Source organism: Spirochaetota bacterium, from assembly GCA_026414805.1.
GTDB lineage: Bacteria > Spirochaetota > UBA4802 > UBA4802 > UB4802 > UBA4802.
On the sequence record JAOAIH010000168.1, the window covers coordinates 269 to 578 of the forward strand.

General features: G+C 36.1%; 1 protein-coding gene. It reads left to right on the forward strand.

The window, feature by feature from the left end; all coding sequences use genetic code 11:
- Nucleotides 1-57: 57 nt before the first annotated feature.
- Nucleotides 58-310 (forward strand): HD domain-containing protein (locus tag N3F66_15200; protein ID MCX8125492.1); only part of this gene is annotated, 253 nt, incomplete at its 3' end.

Genomic DNA, 310 nt, shown 5'->3' on the forward strand with positions numbered 1-310 from the left:
GCTATAGCAATTGAGAGAGCAAAACTGACCCGAAATATGATTATTAGAATGATAAACATGGCGGGCTTGAGAGATCCAAAAGAGACCGGATCCCATGTAAATAGAGTAGGAGCCTATTCAGTAGAAATTTATGAAACATGGGCCAAAAAACAAAACATTAATGAGGATCAAATATACAAAACCAAAGATATCCTTAGACTTGCCGCCATGCTACATGATGTTGGTAAAGTAGCTATTCCAGACTCTATATTAAAGAAACCTCAGAGATTTACTCCTGAAGAATACGACATAATGAAAGGACATACATATT